Source organism: Peribacillus sp. NPDC097895, assembly GCF_050277555.1.
In the GTDB taxonomy this organism is placed as follows: Bacteria; Bacillota; Bacilli; order Bacillales; family DSM-1321; genus Peribacillus.
Genome location: NZ_JBNNSH010000001.1, coordinates 2035828 through 2050609, shown reverse-complemented (window position 1 = coordinate 2050609; position 14782 = coordinate 2035828). Strand labels below are relative to the sequence as shown.

Genomic DNA, 14782 nt, shown 5'->3' with positions numbered 1-14782 from the left:
TTTTTAATAATAACAATATTTACTTAAAGTTAAAGTATTAAACCAATGAGTCATTAGGGAAAAAAATGAAAAATAATAAATTAATAATGGTTTTATTAAAAAATTTGTATTCTGTCTCACTAAGTTAAGTATTCTTAAGATATGAGATAAAATCATCAATAAAATTATAACTTCCTATAATATATATTATGTAAACTAGAATAAAAAAATAATTATTTAAGTGATTACAACTTCAGTTCTCATATGCTTCATTAGTATCCCCTAACTTCTCTTAAGTTGACTATCCATGTTGCTTCATATAACTCTCATGATTCTTCCTATAAGTTGGTTGGTTCTCATAATAGATGGTTTCAAACATAGTTCCTTCGGTTGAACTGATTAATTCCAAGGAGTTCAGTTTAAGCTGCAGATGATTATCTCATGTCCATTGAAGAAATTGAACTTGTTCCGTATTCAATTTAAAGCTCTGTGGTGAGTTTTTAATTGCTAACAACCGATCATTTGACTTAGATGATCTTAAATCGTCCAGTATGCGCCGTTTTGATTAGCCAATCAATGCTGTATTTGGTGTTTAAAATCATTAGGTAATTACATTAACTCTGACATCTCAACAGGTATTCAAAACACTTTAAGCTGATGAAAAATGCCTACATCTCCTTATGGTCTTCACACATTATTCAACTATTTAGAACATGATCCGCGGCACCGTAGAATTAATAAAGAGGAATGAGACGCCAGAATGACGCCTCCTCTCCCTTTCATTCTATTGCCTTACAGTTAATGGAGCAGCAAAAAGTGAACCGATCTTTAATAATTAAAAAAGGTAGTAAATTTTCTTTTCTCATTAGTGTAATAAGAAAAAGGCTGCCTTAACGACAGCTCTGATCTTCGGCCACCGCACCAGTTAGTTGATGAAATAAAAAGTTATCTACCTCAGATCAAAGTAGTAATTGAATTATTTTTCTAATGCCATATTAACAGATTCAACGGCATGAATTACCGTGGTATCAAATAAAGGTACTTCTGAATCCTCTGGTTTTACTAATAATCCAATTTCTGTGCAACCTAATATTATTCCTTCAGCTCCATCATCAACTAACCTCTTAATAACCTTTTTGTAATAATCCCTTGATGATTGTTGAATTTCCCCTAAACATAACTCTTCATAAATTACCTTATTTATTACTTTTCTTTCCTCATCATTTGGTATTAAAACCTTAATACCATTAAACTCAATTCTTGTTTTATAAAAGTCTTGCTCCATCGTATACTTAGTACCAAGTAAGCCCACCGTTCTTATTCCGGCCTTTTGAATTTGATTAGCCGTTGAATCAGCAATGTGCAGGATTGGTAAGCTAACTTTTTCTTCAATATATTCGATCACTTTATGCATCGTATTTGTACAAATTACAATAATTTCTGCACCTGCCTTTTCCAAAGACTGAGCAACATCCCCCAATAATTTACCAGAACTTTCCCAATCTCCTTGAGCTTGATAGCGTTCGATTTCTTCAAAATCCACGCTGTATAAAATGCACTTGGCTGAATGTAATCCTCCCAATTTGTTTTTCACTTGTTCATTAATAATACGATAATATTCTAGAGATGACTCCCAACTCATTCCGCCAATAAGGCCAATTGTTTTCATGAAACATTCCCCTTTTCATTGATATATACAGAAAAACCCATTTGCATTCAAGGACTTTGTACAGTTTGGTTATTGCATGGTTATGTATGTTTGTGTACAATAGCAGTTTGAATGGAGATTTCCCCTCTTTCTCTAAGCCTTCGAGGGCTTCATAAACCCTCTTTAAATCATCCATGTCCAATTGCACGGCTATGGGGTTTCAAAGGTTGTCCAAGGACGCTGGATGCCTAAAAGGAGCTCGTCTCGTTATTGGTTCTAGTCAACTAATATCCTATCACCTTTACTTGTCGGCTGAGAAGTCACCAAAAACTCAACTTCATTATTTGACTTGTTAAACAGTTGATGTGGCACCAAAGGAGGAATTTCCACTCCCTCTTGCTGATTTAAGTTAATTTCTTTTCCATCTACCTCAATGGTCGCTATACCTGATAAGACAAAGAAAAATTGGCGTGCGTGTTGATGATAATGTTTTATTTCAGTTGTATGTGCAGTCATACGTTCATGAATAATACTTAAATCTTGATTTTTCACTAAATGCCACCCATCACAATTGTCTCCCCATATGTAATGTTCAGCATTGTGTTTACTTTTTTTCATCATTTCTATTCCCCCTTGTATTTATAATACATTCTTACGCATTCCTTATGGAACGATCTTGTCCGTGAGTGTCGTAAAAAAAAGGCTGCCTAAGCAACCCCTGTTATTGCAGGAGCTGCGTCAGCAACTTTGGTTATCAACATTAAGAATATTTTTATGGCCTTACAACGTTTTTCAGAGGTCTGTCAAGAAGAGGTTATTAGCTTTTTTACAAATACCCTAATTGGACTTACCATTAAAAAAGCGAGCAATAAAGTAATCCACGCATTGCTATATAAAAAGAAACCCATACCAGCCAAAGGTAATCCAGTAGCTGGAAAAGGTAATCCTTTATAATATCCAATGGTTGATTTAACACTAAACTTAGCTAATATTAATGCTCCCATCGTTGGGAAAAGGATAAATGCCAAAGACGTTAAAATCGTTGGTGCTGCTAGAGAATGAAATAGAATGGCAGGAGTTACTCCGAAACTAATAATATCAGCCAAGGAATCCAATTCCACAACAAATTCACTGTTCACTTTTAATTTTCTTGCGCCCTTCCATCAAGAAGATCAAAAAAAGCCGAAAAGAAAATGAAAACCGATGCTACTTCCAAAAATTTAGGTAATTGATGTTTGACAATTAACCCCACATTGCTCCTTAAAGCGACTTTTATGAAATCCCCCTTCTTAATCGGTTTCTTCTCTTCCATAAAAGATAAATGAATATTGTAAGAACCAAGGTACTCGTTATCAAATAAATTCTGTATGTTGAAATATACAGTTCAACATTGGTCCAATTTTCCCCTAATATCCTGCCTAGTGTAATAAAAGTAAAACTCCATATTAATGCCCCAGCATAGGCGTAAATAATAAATTTTCTAAAAGAGAAGCGATTGACAGCTGCCATATACGCTGTAAGGTGGCGCACACCAGGAATAAAATAACCAAATAATAACAGATAAGGTCCGAATTTTTTGAACAAATTCTTTGTTCTATTAATTTTTTGTTCAGTAATGTGAATTTTAGGTCCAAACTTTTCTAATAAAGGCAGCCCAAATTTATAACCAATGAAGTAGCTAAGCGAAATCCCCACCGTTGCTCCTACAAAGGCACTTATTATTGAAATTAAGTAAGATAACTTCCCTTGAAACACATTGTAACCAATATATGTAAGGAGAACCTCGTCGGGTATAGGAAGTCCTACAATACCTCCGATTAAAGCAAATATTATTCCGAAGTACCCATAATGCTCTAGAAGGTAAGTAATTTGATTTTCCACTTTTTCACTCCACCTTTTAGGTAATATCAAACAATCATCCGAAAAGAAAAATATACAAAATGTGTGTGTAAACTATTTTATGTTTAGGTTAAATGAACAAAAAAATTCATGATTCCATTTAACAAAAATAAAGAGGCTGTTAATCATATAACGGGTTAGGAATGCAGAATTCCAAGAAAATAGGCTTTACCTGTTCACCTTTAAGTTGAAATCCTTAACTTTCGACATTGATAACCTCTCTCAGTCTCCTTTGTTTTTTTTCCGCTTTCCGCTGCCTCTCTACCGTTTCATGAGGTCCTTTTCCCATGGTTTAACTGTTTTTATTGCCATACATTAATGAATTCCAAATAGGACAATTCAAATTTACTATCAATAAGTTAACAATCGATAATGATCATACTTATTCTATCCGCTTACGCTAAAGTTTTGCTTTTCATTAAAGGTGGTACAGACTATATTATAAAGAGCAGGTAAAAAAAGTAATCTATATTATTGGCTGGAGGAAGCCCTTGTGAACAATGAATTAATAATGTTAGGCAAAATGATTATAGAAAAGAAACATGAAATTGCCCACACTGTTCATACAGACAGAATGGCTGGAATCCAAATGACCGAACAGGAAAAAAAGGAGTTTCAACAAATAGAAGCACACATTTTGGACATTCGAGGTAATTTAATTAGCTTATTCGGTGAATCGTTAATTGAACATGCGGACAATGAAAAATCCTTTGAAAAAATATTCCAATGGGGGAAAGAAACTGGGGAATACTTTTACACGCTGGGAGCACCACTTGACGAAGCGTTAAAAGATACGAGCTATTACCGAACCTATATATGGAAGGCCGTTGAGAAAGAAGTAAAAGAAAAAAACATGGCTGCATCTACCGTATTTGATGTCATCCATATCTTTGATCCCCTCTTAGACCGAGCTGTTTATAGTTTTAGCCTGACCTATGTAAAATCCTTTCAGAAAACGTTGGAAAATGCGAAAAGTGCATTTTTGGAACTATCAGTGCCGGTCATTCCTCTTACAAAAGGAATAGGTGTACTGCCGTTGATCGGGAATTTAGATACAGAAAGAGCCCATTTACTAATGGAAGAAACACTTAATCGTTCTAATGAACTAAAGCTATCTCACCTCATCATTGATGTATCTGGAGTTCTGCTTGTTGATACGATGGTAGCCAATCAGCTATTTAAAGTAATTGATGCCTTATCTCTTACTGGGGTTGAGACCATAATTACAGGAATTCGTCCAGAGGTTGCCCAGACAATGGTGAGCCTCGAAATCAATCTAACTAAATTAAACTCGAAAGCAAATCTTCAACAAGCATTCAATGAGATTCAATTACTAAAAAAACCTTAATCAAAACGGGAATTAAATAAAATATAAACAAGCAGATGTACGAATTCGTACATCTGCTTGTTTGCAGTGCCTCACTTACCATCATTTTATCTTATAAATGTAATAAAATCCGTGTTAACCGGTTCAATACCATCTAAGCGAAGTCGTAAGTTAATCTGCCCGCGATGATACTGACCATGAAGTGCTATATGAGTTAATATATCTCGTATAGTAGATTTAAACTCTTTTCCATTTCTATTTGTGTAAATTATTATGTTATCTAGGTCAGTTTTTGCGATATCAGTGAGAAATGTTTTGAAGTTTTCTTCATTTTGTTTAATAAGTTTTGCACAAATCGCTATATCACCCTCCGACCAGATGGGCAAATGTAAACTATCCATTCCATTTAATCTAGTTACCCATACTTGTTCTGCATAAAGGATATGAGAAAATAATCTTTTCACCTGTTGGTTGTCACCCCCAACATTTTGTAATGTATCTAGAATGCGTTGATTAGCCCAATTTACATGCTCATACATCTTTTGAATTGTTTTCAATGAGTACCTCCTCGCACACACCATCAATCATCCGGTTTGTATGAATTCTATTAAGCAGCTCTATTCCTTCTTCACTTAACTTTCCTTTGTACAATTAATAACCTTAATATCCGTATGTATGTATGTAGTGGTTGTTTTTGATCGTCATCTGTTGCACATCTTGAATGGAACAAAGAAAAATCGAGTGTTGATCCATTCACCCCTGCGGAATGATAATTATCTTGATGAAACATATAAATAGGGCGCTATTGTTAATCATAGCACCCTCCCTTGTCACCTTTTACCATTCACCGTGATATCAAAAAAATTATTCATTTGACTGATGTTCAATTTGGCGGGTAACCCGTTCCCCCAGTTCCGCTGAAGCATTATTCAGATAGGTCAGGACAATGCTTCGCGTCTCATGGGATATCCCGGCAAGATCGGCGGAAAGGTTGTTTACCAGATGTTCTTGCCCCACAGGAGAAAGAGTTAGATAATACTGGCCGGCCTGAGTGAAATCGTCCTGTTTGGACAGGTCGGACCTTACGAGATGCCCCTCCACATACCTTCCTTCTCCGCTTGTTATAAGTGAAGCCGGTGTCCAGTCTTTCTGATCGTTAACGGGTATTCCCCGAAAATCCGGACCAATCCGCCGACGCTGTGAATCCGTGTAAATATTTGCGCGTCCCTGCAGCATCTTATCGTCTGATAGTTCCGCTCCTTCCAAAAGATTAGACGGCGAAAAGGCCACTTTCTCCACCTGCTCCATAAAGTTATCCGGATTGCGGTTCAACACCATCCGGCCAACCGGTATCAAAGGGTACTGCCGTTCATCCCAGACCTTGGTATCATCCAACGGATCAAAGGGAAGAGTGGCCTCGTCATCAGGATTCATAAGCTGCACATAAAGCCCATATTCAACGGTCTTTCCCGTTGCAATGGTATCATACAAATCCTTGCCTGCAATATCGGGATTCTCGCTATTCCACCTGGCGGCTTCTTTACTGTCTATATACTGCTCGCCAGCAAGAGGAACCCAGTGGTATTTCAGATAATGGCGAACGCCTTGGGCATTTCTCCAGACGTAGGTGTTCACACTATGGCCAGGGATATGGCGCAGACTTTTTACCGTGCCTGCGTCAGAATAGAGCCTGACAACAAAATGAGTGGATTCCGGCGCTCTGGCAACAAAGCTCCAAAACCGTTCGGGGTCGATCAGATTGTTTTTCGGCGAGGGCAAAAAGGCTTTGATGGACTCTGGAAAACGTATGGCGTCACGTACGGAAAACACAGGAATATGGTTGCAAATCAGATCAAAAATACCCTCTTCCGTGTAAAACTTCGTGGCAAATCCGCGCACATTTCGGGAAGTATCCGGTGTTCCTTTCGTGCTAACGGCAAGCGAAAATCTCACCGTGACGGGAACCTGCTGTCCAGGAGTTTGCAAGAAGCTGAGCTTTGTATATTCCGCCATTGAATGCATGTTCTCAAAGTAACCGAAAGCGCCAAAGCCTTTGACGTGTACCGGCCTTTCTATGATTTTTTCATGGACAAAAGTCTCCAGTGTTTCATGCAAAATACTGTCCTGTTCAGTAACGGGACCTCTTTTACCTACAGTCTGTGAATGGAAAGCTGCGGGCATATCCCCTTCCCATTGTGTAGGGCTATTCCTTTTGATAGGTTCATCCTTTACAGTATCCTGCACTGATGGCCTTTGAGGAACCATTTCTTTAGCCTGTATGTTTAATTTTGATAGATTGTCATGCGTGGAATTTCTTTTGCCTGTTTCATTTTTTACAGTATTCTGCACTGAGGGTCTTTGAGGCTCTTTTTCGTTAGCCTGTATTATTGATTCTGATATATGATCATCGGTTCTTTCAGTTTTCTGATCTTGTTTTTGCATGGTTTGCTCCCGAACCGAAGGACTTTCGGATATCGTTCTGTTTAGGGGCGTTGTGCTTGTTAAGGGAGATTTTGCTTCTAATTGAAACCAACCATTGTTTTCTTCCATAATCCTACCTCCCATGTCCACAATTCTTTCTGATATATTTATGTGAACTGTAAGGCAATTATGATTATATACACTATTTGTGAAATGCTTATCCATTCAACAAAATACAATATCAGGTAGGAAATAGCAGATCGACAATTGTTTTTATTATCAGTAAACGGGTGAATGATGCTCTATGAAAATTCATAATCATTACTTTAAGGGTTAAGGGATGACCATTAGTAGTGGTAAAAATAAGATGACCCCTGTTAAAAAGGGTCATCTTTTCCTATCATCACATTGCCCTAAATCTAAGATTTCACTTGATTAAAAAATTGCGGCAGATCTTCTTTATGCGCTTCAAGCATCTCATCCAATATTTTTTTTGCGATAGTGTCTGATGGTACGAGAGGATTAATGGTCATCGCTACCAATGCTTTATGATAATCTCCTGTAACGGCAGCTTCAGCAGCCATTCTTTCAAAAGATTTAATTTGCTGGACAAGTCCCCGGACTGCCACTGGCAGGTCGCCGATGGCAATGGGTCTTGGTCCCTCCTTTGTAATCACACAGTTGATTTCGATGGCTGATTCGTCTGGAATACTCGATATCGCTCCGTTATTACGTGTGTTAACTGGCTGTATATCCCGCTTATCATTATAAATTGAATTGATGAGACTGCACGCCGCTTCACTGTAATATGCTCCTCCGCGTTTTTCTAGTTGAGTCGGTTTAACATTTAGTTCGGGATCCTTATACAATTCGAATAAGTCCTTTTCCAGTTGTTGAACGACCTCAGCCCGCGTTCCATCTGTTACGGAAGATTCCTTTTCTTCGGCAAGCATTTCATCGGTCTTATAATAATAACGATGATATCCGCATGGAATAATGCCGATTCCTTTTATGAAATCACGATCCCAGGCAAAGCCCGCAATGTTTTTCATCGTCATTTCATTGTCCGGATTACCTAGCGCGGTTATTACTTTATCCTTCACGCTTTTTCCGTCCACATATACATCAAGGCCGAACACCATATGATTCAATCCTGCAAAATCGACTTGTACCCTTTCCGGTTCTACATCCAGAGCTTTTGCTATACCCATTTTCATCCCGATCGGAACGTTGCATAAGCCCACAACCTTTTTGATATTGCTATATCTTAAGACGGCCTCGGTAACCATTCCAGCTGGATTGGTAAAGTTCACAAGCCAGGCATCAGGACATAACGCCTCCATATCTCTGCAGATTTCAAGAATCACCGGTATTGTCCTGAGTCCTTTAAAGAGACCCCCAGGCCCATTTGTCTCCTGGCCGATTACATCGTACTTTAATGGAATCCTTTCATCCTTAGCTCTTGCGTCTAATAGGCCGACCCGGAATTGGGTCGTTACGAAATCTGCATCTTTCAGTGCTTCGCGCCGGTTCAGCGTTAAATGGATGTCAATTGGCAGACCTGCCTTTTCAACCATTCTCCTTGCAAGATTTCCTACGATCTCCAACTTTTCTTTTCCTTTGTTTATGTCAACGAGCCAGATTTCATTTACAGGAAGTTCGTCATACCGTTTGATAAAGCCTTCAATCAGTTCAGGCGTGTAGCTGGAGCCTCCACCAATAGTCACAATTTTTATACCATTCTTCAAAATAGACACCCCACAATTCTTATTTTTGTCGCATTTCCCGATACATTCTGATCATTTCAGCAACTAGGTCAGTTATTGTTTCTGCACTCATCATTTGATCCTCTGCATGCATAAGCAAAAGTGACAATTCCACATTTTGTCCTGATGCTTCCTGCTGAATAAGCCCTGAATGCGCATGGTGGCCTTCGAGCATATAAAAGCGGGATTCTTTCAGCTTGTCCTCTGCCTCTTCATACCGTCCATCTCTTGCTTCATATAATGCTTCCATGATCAAACTCTTCGCTGTTCCAACATTACTGATGATTTGAAACGCTACAGCTTCCAATCCTTCCATGGCTATTCCCTTCTTCCTTGTTGTACATATGTTTGCAGATGATGATACAAAGCACCGATCAACCCTGCATCATTGTTCAAATGGCATGCTTCAATACGATTTCCTTGTATATATCCATTTAATGATTCGACTCTTCTTCTTAGCTCTGGTATCAATTCTTCCCTTGCACTTACAGCTCCTCCAATCAAGATCTTGCTTGGGTTAAACATGAAATACAAGTTATGGATTCCGATTGCGAGACTGTCATAGAATGATTCAACTTCTTCCAGAGCGATAGGATCCCGTGCTTCATACGCTTGAAAAACATCTACGCCTGTTACATCCTCAACAGGAATTCCTTTATGTTTGGCATACCTTTGCCTGATGCCTGATATAGAACCATTCCAGCTCAATGTGCTTTTTAAAGCTGAACCACTCTTGATTCCATCGGTGATCATGAATCCAAATTCACCGGCAGCAAAAGAAATGCCTCTGTATAATTGATTATTTATGAAAACCGCTCCGCCAATTCCAGTACCGATAGTCATGCATAGAAAATGTTCCATTTCCTTAGCATTGCCTAACCATTTCTCAGCAAGAGCTACACAATTCACATCATTTTCCACCGTCACAGGCAGTTTCGTCATTTCTTCCATATAGGTTTTTATGTTGAAGCCATCAAAATCATTAATGGCTCCCCCCATTTCAATAAAACCGGTCTGATCATTTACAAAGCCAGGGGCACAAAGGGCGATTCCTCGTAAACTTGGAAATAAGGAAACTTTAGCTAGAATGGCTTGAAGAATGGCATTCCCATTATTGCGGATCGTTGGAAATCTTCCCTTTTCCAAAATATCTCCCGATTCGGTCAGCAATCCGTATTTTATTTCTGTTCCCCCTATATCTAAGGCTAAGTAGTTGGACATGATTTCTCCCCTCTACGAAATATTTTTAATTGTATAATATAGCCCTGGGCCAAACTTGGATTGCTGAAAGACTTGTTTCAGATGCATCACCGCTTCTCTGATTTGAAGAGCAGTCGTAGCTTCAAATACCGCCTGAACCCGATTGGAGGATAGAAGGCTTGTTTTTATTAGTTCATCTTCATATACCGAGAAAAAATCACAAAGGTACGATATCTGCCCACAATTCATTTGAATTTGATAAGTGTTCATTCTTTCTCCTTTCTATGCCGGTAAGTCGTTATTAGTGGCATCTTCGGATTGCAGTATGGCTGCAGCTTTATTGGATGCTAGCACAAATGGCAGATAGACTAGGGTTGAAACAGCCAGGCATACGAATCCGATAATCAGGGCCATCCAGTTTCCACCTGTTCCAAAAAATGCAATAAGCGGTCCTGGCGTCGTCCACGGCACTGCATAGGCTATAGGCGGGATCAACTTTGTTGTGATCGCAATATATCCGATCAAGATGTTTACAGCCGGCACCAAAATGAAAGGGAAGATCAATATTGGATTTAGTACGACAGGCAATCCAAAAATGATCGGCTCATTGATGTTGAAGATGCCTGGTGCAATGGAAAGCTTTCCAATATCGCGATAATCCTTTCTTCTGGATGCAATGAAAATGGCAATGATCAATCCCAGGGTCATGCCAGATCCTCCGTAGTTGGCAAACGCATCATTGATCGCCCACGTAACTGGGTATGGCGCACCCCATGCCGATCCATGTGCAGCGACATAGTTCAGGTTCTCAAGCCCTGCCTCCGCAAACATTCCTTCCCTGATAGCCGCAACCGTATTGGGACCATGAATTCCGAAAACCCAGAGGAGATTCGAAACAATGGCCAGGACAATCAACGAGAAAATATTGGTTCCCAAGTTTTTCAATGGGGTCTGAATCACTGCATAAATCAATTCATGAATCCCATTTGGATAGATTGCTAGAATGATCGCATTTCCAACAGAGAATAATACGGTAATAATGACGATTGGAAAAAGAACTTTGAATGTTCTCGCGATGGCTGGTGGCACGGACGCAGGCATCGTGATTTGAAGGCGTTTCGATTTGGACAACCGACTGAAGATCTCGCCCACAAGCAAACCAATAATCATGGCAACGAATAGGCCCTGGGCGCCAACCCATTGAGTGGAAATAAAATTAGCCCCATCAACAACGGTATAAGCGGGATATACAATAAAGAAAGTGGATAGGGCAGTCAATCCGCAAAGAAGGTCATCCGCCTTCATGGCTAAGGCTATATTCCTGGCGATTAAAAAGACAATGAAAATCGATAAAATACTGGTTGATCCATTCAAAACGGGTGCAAATACTTGCTGGTAATCTGCTAAATTAGGAAATAACTTATTCAGGAACAGCATCTTTGCAATGAAACCGTCCGGAGCCAGCACAGCAAAATTCAATAGAACGATCAATGAACCTGCCAGCGTGATTGGAAAAGCTAAAATAAACGCATCACGAATAGCGACAATATGCCTTTGAGAGTTCAGTTTAGCGGCGACAGGAACAAGTGCTCTTTCCATTACGCGCTCAAAACCAGCCATGAATCCCATAATATACCCCCTTAATCAAAGTTTGTTTGTTATTGATTTTGACCAATAAGCTCTAAAGCCCGATCGAGGATCGCACTCCCGTTCATCGTTCCATATGCTCTCATTTCTATAACTTCTACAGGTACCCTTCCCACAACAATGGAGTCCACCTGTGCTTTTTGATACCTAACCTGAGGACCTAGTAACACGACGTCCACTTCCTCCGCCGCTTTTGCGCATTCCGAAATGGGTAAGGCAACAATATCTATGGAAATGCCCCTAGCTTTGGCAGCATCATTCATTTTATTTACCAGTAAGCTGGTGGACATTCCAGCCGCACATACTAATAGAATTTTTTTCATCCTTTATTCCTCCTCTTGAAAAGTAGTTTGAATATTCTGTAAATTATTCCCGTTTGTTTCTATTAACTCTTTATACCAGTAATAACTTTTTTTCTTTATACGCCGGAGATCTTTTTCACTATGCTCATCCCTGTTCACATAAACGAAACCATAGCGTTTCTTGTAACCATTCAGCCAGCTTAGAATATCCGTGAACGACCAAGTGCAATATCCAATGAGATCCACTCCATCACTGATGGCGTCTTGACAGGCCTCAGCATGACTCTTCAAATACTGAATACGGTAATCATCATTCACCACGTCCCCTTCAAGGAGTGTGTCATATTCACCTAATCCATTTTCGGTAATGAGGATCGGGAGCCTATATCTGCTGGTCAATCTGCGAAGACCGATGCGAAGGCCTGTCGGATCAATTTCCCAGTCCCAGTTCGTTGCATCTAAGTGCGGATTTCTCTTAGACTTGAATAGACCAGGTATTCCGCTTTCCTCTGATGTGCCTTTCTTTCCAGTCGTATTCATGGCTCCAAGCTCAATGCCGTCAAGCGAATTCATTTCCACCGTTCCCGTTCGATAGTAATTGACTCCGATAAAGTCAGGCCTTCCGAAGGCAAGAAGCTCCATATCTCCCTCCAGGATTGTCGGAGCCAGACCCTTTCTTTCTAGATACTTCATGCTTATCTTGGGATAGGTTCCCCAGCAATAAACATCAAGCCACCAATGGTTATTGAGATCCTCGGCATTTTCAAAAGCAAGGATATTATCTGGGGCACAAGTATATGGATATGTCGGTCCATAGGCAAAGCTTGGTCCAATCTTGCCGTCAGGTACAAATCTTCTGAACGATTGTATGGCTTTCGCATTTGCCAGGTTTGCAATATGATTGGCTTCATACATCCTTCTTGGATCTTTTACACCCGGTGGATGCAATCCAGTGCGGTATCCCAGTCCGATAAATACATTCTGCTCATTCAAAGTGACCCAGTACTTAACCCGCCCTCCGTACCGTTTGAACAGCGTTATGCAATATTCGTTGAAGTCATGGATGATCTCCCTCGATTCCCATGCCCCATATTCCTCCATTAATGCTTGAGGAACATCCCAGTGGTAAATCGTTAAAATGGGTTCAATGCCGTGTTCTAGCAGGTAATCAATCAAATCATCGTAAAATCTTAGCCCCGCTTCATTGATTTTCCCTTTTCCTTCAGGATAAATCCGGCTCCAGGCTACAGAAAAACGATATGCCTTCAATCCCATTTCTGCCATTAAGGCAATGTCTTCCCGGTATCGGTGAAAATGGTCAACCGCCACTTCACCGTTCGTACCTTCATAAGTCGTTCCATCCAATTTGGTGTAAATATCCCAGACGGAAGGACCCTTACCATCCTCATTCCATGCTCCTTCCACTTGGTATGCTGCTGATGCAGAGCCCCATAGAAAGTCATCTGGGAATTGTTCGCGCTTACGATGAATCATTATCTCACCTCTCCTTAAAGAAATTGTATTCGCTTTCACGATTGAGGTAAATACCATTCCCGTTTTCTGTTTTTTGTGTCGTCAGTTGTCACCTGTTACATAAAAGAAACAGGATGTTTCTAATAATCTATTTTTTGTATATTTCTTTTGCAATCGCCTCTAAAAGATACACGACTGGAATTTGCGTGGTTATATTCGATTTACCACTGTATTCCTCTGTCACGAAATAAGAAATATTCAAATCGGAAATCCTTGCAATGGTACTGACTTTATTATTGGTTATGCTGACAATGGTGCTTCCCTCTTCTTTTAAACATTTGATAAGTTCTATGATTTCGGATGTTTCTCCAGATACGCTCAAGGCAATCGTTACACTGTTACTGGAATACTTCGAATGGATTGGAAAGAAAGGATCTTTAATATATAAGGAGGATTTCCCAAGACTGGAAACGTATCGAGATCCATATTCAGCCATAATACCCGAGCTCCCTATACCGAGAAATATGACACTCTCTGCTTTGGCAATCAACCTCGCCGTTTCTTGGATATATGATTCGAAGCTTCCCTTTAACGTCCGCTCTACAAATTCCGACAGAGAATGCTGGGTACTCTTAAGCTTGACATGTTGCTTCTCACTAATATATATCTTAAGTTTCACTTTAAATTCCGAGTAACCAGCGCAATCAACCTTTCTGCAAAAACGAAGGATGGTAGAGGTAGAAACATGCGTCTCATCTGCAAGCTCCCTTATCCTCATATATGTGACCTTTTCTGCATTTTTGGTAATATACCCATACAGCGAACATTCCAATTCATTAAAAGATGCAATGGCTTCTCTAGTAAACATAAAAAAACTCCTTTTGAGTGTCAGTTAACGACCAAAGTCTCATTTTCATTTTCCATACTCGTATCTATATTTCGATTCCTATGCCATTTCTCCTTTTATTACTGTGAATTCATAGTTTATTTGGAGGGATGGTTCTGCTGAATTTGCGAAGTTAATCAACGATACAAAAAAAGCAATTCACATGATGTGAAATTGCTTTGATAAAAAACGGAGTGGATAGCTATAATAATTTCATTTTAACTAGATTTGAAG

General features: G+C 39.5%; 14 protein-coding genes and 1 pseudogene. 1 reads left to right on the top strand and 14 read right to left on the bottom strand.

Annotation, left to right across the window (positions count from 1 at the left end):
* Window positions 1-955 precede the first annotated feature (955 nt).
* The 4 genes and pseudogenes from ACQKMH_RS09810 to ACQKMH_RS09795 all read right to left on the bottom strand — a co-directional run bounded on the left by ACQKMH_RS09810 (window position 956) and on the right by ACQKMH_RS09795 (window position 3508).
* Complete coding sequence (locus ACQKMH_RS09810; RefSeq protein ID WP_427587195.1) at window positions 956-1648, bottom strand: aspartate/glutamate racemase family protein; 693 nt, start codon at window positions 1646-1648, stop codon at window positions 956-958.
* Window positions 1649-1903: 255 nt separating this feature from the next.
* On the bottom strand, window positions 1904-2245 hold the full coding sequence (locus tag ACQKMH_RS09805; protein WP_427587562.1) for a cupin domain-containing protein: 342 nt from the start codon (window positions 2243-2245) through the stop codon (window positions 1904-1906).
* A 185-nt stretch (window positions 2246-2430) separates the two neighbouring features.
* A pseudogene (locus ACQKMH_RS09800) lies at window positions 2431-2903 on the bottom strand (CDP-alcohol phosphatidyltransferase family protein).
* Entirely contained in the window at window positions 2900-3508 is a 609-nt protein-coding gene (locus ACQKMH_RS09795; RefSeq protein WP_427587194.1) for a DedA family protein, read from the bottom strand. The pseudogene ACQKMH_RS09800 and the gene ACQKMH_RS09795 overlap by 4 nt, the downstream one beginning before the upstream one ends.
* A gap of 511 nt (window positions 3509-4019) precedes the next feature.
* On the opposite strand from ACQKMH_RS09795, the gene ACQKMH_RS09790 reads away from it, so the two are divergent.
* Window positions 4020-4874, top strand: coding sequence for an STAS domain-containing protein (locus tag ACQKMH_RS09790; protein WP_427587193.1), 855 nt, complete (start codon window positions 4020-4022; stop codon window positions 4872-4874).
* An 86-nt stretch (window positions 4875-4960) separates the two neighbouring features.
* Here the strand turns inward: ACQKMH_RS09790 and ACQKMH_RS09785 are convergent, their stop codons facing one another.
* The 10 genes from ACQKMH_RS09785 to ACQKMH_RS09740 form a co-directional block, all read right to left on the bottom strand.
* Window positions 4961-5410, bottom strand: coding sequence for a DinB family protein (locus tag ACQKMH_RS09785; protein WP_427587192.1), 450 nt, complete (start codon window positions 5408-5410; stop codon window positions 4961-4963).
* A 307-nt stretch (window positions 5411-5717) separates the two neighbouring features.
* The gene (locus tag ACQKMH_RS09780; RefSeq protein ID WP_427587561.1) at window positions 5718-7034 is read right to left on the bottom strand and encodes a catalase; all 1317 of its coding nucleotides are present in this window, start codon (window positions 7032-7034) and stop codon (window positions 5718-5720) included.
* A 659-nt stretch (window positions 7035-7693) separates the two neighbouring features.
* Window positions 7694-9022, bottom strand: coding sequence for a 6-phospho-beta-glucosidase (locus ACQKMH_RS09775; RefSeq protein ID WP_427587191.1), 1329 nt, complete (start codon window positions 9020-9022; stop codon window positions 7694-7696).
* Window positions 9023-9041: 19 nt separating this feature from the next.
* Entirely contained in the window at window positions 9042-9356 is a 315-nt protein-coding gene (locus ACQKMH_RS09770; protein WP_427587190.1) for a PTS lactose/cellobiose transporter subunit IIA, read from the bottom strand.
* A 2-nt stretch (window positions 9357-9358) separates the two neighbouring features.
* Window positions 9359-10261, bottom strand: a complete 903-nt coding sequence (locus ACQKMH_RS09765) for an ROK family protein (RefSeq protein WP_427587189.1) — start codon at window positions 10259-10261, stop codon at window positions 9359-9361.
* Window positions 10262-10273: 12 nt separating this feature from the next.
* Window positions 10274-10510, bottom strand: coding sequence for a hypothetical protein (locus ACQKMH_RS09760; protein WP_427587188.1), 237 nt, complete (start codon window positions 10508-10510; stop codon window positions 10274-10276).
* Window positions 10511-10522: 12 nt separating this feature from the next.
* Complete coding sequence (locus ACQKMH_RS09755) at window positions 10523-11869, bottom strand: PTS sugar transporter subunit IIC (RefSeq protein ID WP_427587187.1); 1347 nt, start codon at window positions 11867-11869, stop codon at window positions 10523-10525.
* A 29-nt stretch (window positions 11870-11898) separates the two neighbouring features.
* Window positions 11899-12210 (bottom strand): PTS sugar transporter subunit IIB, encoded by a 312-nt coding sequence (locus ACQKMH_RS09750; RefSeq protein ID WP_427587186.1) that lies wholly within the window; start codon window positions 12208-12210, stop codon window positions 11899-11901.
* A 3-nt stretch (window positions 12211-12213) separates the two neighbouring features.
* Complete coding sequence (locus ACQKMH_RS09745; protein ID WP_427587184.1) at window positions 12214-13683, bottom strand: glycoside hydrolase family 1 protein; 1470 nt, start codon at window positions 13681-13683, stop codon at window positions 12214-12216.
* Window positions 13684-13810: 127 nt separating this feature from the next.
* Complete coding sequence (locus tag ACQKMH_RS09740; RefSeq protein ID WP_427587183.1) at window positions 13811-14530, bottom strand: MurR/RpiR family transcriptional regulator; 720 nt, start codon at window positions 14528-14530, stop codon at window positions 13811-13813.
* Window positions 14531-14782: the final 252 nt, after the last annotated feature.

Coding starts and splice junctions, on each gene's coding strand:
- ACQKMH_RS09780 (WP_427587561.1), bottom strand. CDS start 7,034: ATGCCCGCAGCTTTCCATTCACAGACTGTAGGTAAAAGAGGTCCCGTT.
- ACQKMH_RS09805 (WP_427587562.1), bottom strand. CDS start 2,245: ATGAAAAAAAGTAAACACAATGCTGAACATTACATATGGGGAGACAAT.
- ACQKMH_RS09770 (WP_427587190.1), bottom strand. CDS start 9,356: ATGGAAGGATTGGAAGCTGTAGCGTTTCAAATCATCAGTAATGTTGGA.
- ACQKMH_RS09760 (WP_427587188.1), bottom strand. CDS start 10,510: ATGAACACTTATCAAATTCAAATGAATTGTGGGCAGATATCGTACCTT.
- ACQKMH_RS09755 (WP_427587187.1), bottom strand. CDS start 11,869: ATGGGATTCATGGCTGGTTTTGAGCGCGTAATGGAAAGAGCACTTGTT.
- ACQKMH_RS09765 (WP_427587189.1), bottom strand. CDS start 10,261: ATGTCCAACTACTTAGCCTTAGATATAGGGGGAACAGAAATAAAATAC.
- ACQKMH_RS09750 (WP_427587186.1), bottom strand. CDS start 12,210: ATGAAAAAAATTCTATTAGTATGTGCGGCTGGAATGTCCACCAGCTTA.
- ACQKMH_RS09740 (WP_427587183.1), bottom strand. CDS start 14,530: ATGTTTACTAGAGAAGCCATTGCATCTTTTAATGAATTGGAATGTTCG.
- ACQKMH_RS09745 (WP_427587184.1), bottom strand. CDS start 13,683: ATGATTCATCGTAAGCGCGAACAATTCCCAGATGACTTTCTATGGGGC.
- ACQKMH_RS09810 (WP_427587195.1), bottom strand. CDS start 1,648: ATGAAAACAATTGGCCTTATTGGCGGAATGAGTTGGGAGTCATCTCTA.